This is a genomic window from Methylobacterium sp. Leaf87, from assembly GCF_001422775.1.
Classification (GTDB): Bacteria; Pseudomonadota; Alphaproteobacteria; order Rhizobiales; family Beijerinckiaceae; genus Methylobacterium.
Genome location: NZ_LMMI01000008.1, coordinates 63,080 through 64,751, shown reverse-complemented (window position 1 = coordinate 64,751; position 1,672 = coordinate 63,080). Strand labels below are relative to the sequence as shown.

The 1,672-nt window shown below is 66.1% G+C and carries 1 protein-coding gene and 1 pseudogene; both read left to right on the top strand.

Annotation, left to right across the window (positions count from 1 at the left end):
• Positions 1–353 precede the first annotated feature (353 nt).
• Positions 354–590: a hypothetical protein gene (locus ASF22_RS07070; protein WP_056262813.1), complete on the top strand. Its 237-nt coding sequence runs from the start codon at positions 354–356 to the stop codon at positions 588–590.
• A gap of 273 nt (positions 591–863) precedes the next feature.
• Positions 864–1,672: pseudogene (locus ASF22_RS23645) on the top strand (transposase); the annotation flags it as partial.

The following is a 1,672-nucleotide window of genomic DNA, read 5'->3' as shown; positions in this document are numbered from 1 at the left end:
CTCCAGCCGCTCCAGCAGCAGCGCGTCCTCGCCCAGCACCGTCGCGATCGACAGAAGACGACCCGCCTGCGTGTAGCGGACATGGGGCTCCATCGGCGGGTCTCCGGACCGTCAAGCTGACGACACCGCATACCACCTGCGATTGTGTTCGTCATCCGGGTTTCTCGCATCGTATCCGGGCCGGTCCCGATCGCCTCGTCCCCGGGCTCGCGTTGCACCGCCATGGGCCCCGCTTGCCTCCCCTGCGAAGGTGGGGTCGTTCGACCGTGCGGGCGTAGCCGCAGAACCCGCCGGGGCCGTCGGCCTGCCCGCCCGGCGGCCGGCCTGCGAGGCTGGCGCCGGTACCGTCGCGCTTGCTCGATGACGAGGCTGGTCTCCACGCGGCTGCCGATTACGGCGCCGTCGAGGAGTTCGCCCCGAGCTTGGCGTCGCGGCTTTCGCAGTCGCCGTTCCTCGGGGCTGCCCGGCTCGATGTCGGCGAACAGCGAGCCAATCGCCGCGATCCAGTCCGGAACGACCGTGGCGCTGAACTCCGGCCCGTCGTCAGGTTGGAAATGCCCTGGCATCCCGCGAAGGCTGAACAGGTCTGACAGGGGGACGGTCACGTTCAGGGTTTCGAACTCAGGAGCGATCCGGATGCCCAGGCACTCGCGGGTGAACCCGTCGATGAGTTTCGGCATCTGGTCTGACGCTGACCCAGCAAACTGGTCCGCGCTGAGCGCAAGTTTTTCGGGCATCCTGAACCCTGAAGGAGGGTGGATGCCATGCCTCGCAAACGCTTCACGAATGAACAGATCGCCTTCGCCCTGCGGCAGGCGGAGAACGGCGCNGGGCATCCTGAACCCTGAAGGAGGGTGGATGCCATGCCTCGCAAACGCTTCACGAATGAACAGATCGCCTTCGCCCTGCGGCAGGCGGAGAACGGCGCGACGGTGGACGAGGTCTGCCGGAAGATGGGCGTATCCGAGCCGACGTTTTACCGCTGGAAGAAGCAGTTCGTTGGCATGGGCGTGCCGGAGATCCGACGGCTCGAGCAGTTGGAGGACGAGAATGGTAAGCTGAAGCGGCTGGTCGCCGACCTGACGCTGGACCGCTCCATGCTGCAGGACGTCCTCAAGGATCAGTGGTGAGGCCCGCCGCTCGCCGTGAGGTCGCYGGTCATYTGCAGGYGGYTTACGAMATCAGCGAGCGTCGGGCCTGTCTGGCYACCGGCTTCGGCCGTTCGTCCCAGCGCTATACCAAGCGCTCTGATCCGCAAGTCGCTCTGCGGATGCGATTGAAGGAGCTGGCCGCGGCGCGGGTGCGCTACGGCTATCGGCGGCTGCACATCCTGTTGCGACGGGAGGGCTGGGAGGTGAACCATAAGCGCACCTACCGGAACAACCCGCGACGAAGGGCTGTCGATCCGGTCCAAGCTGCCCGGGCTGGGAGGTGAACCATAAGCGCACCTACCGGAACAACCCGCGACGAAGGGCTGTCGATCCGGTCCAAGCTGCCCAAGCGCAAGCGGGCTTGGCGGTATCGTCAGGGTAGTCCAGCGATCGGTGGACCCAACGAAGTCTGGGCCATGGACTTCATGTCCGACCGCCTGTTCGACGGGCGTCCGTTCCGGATCCTGACGGTCGTCGATTGCCACACGCGAGAGGCGCTCTCGCTCACACCGAGAGCCAAC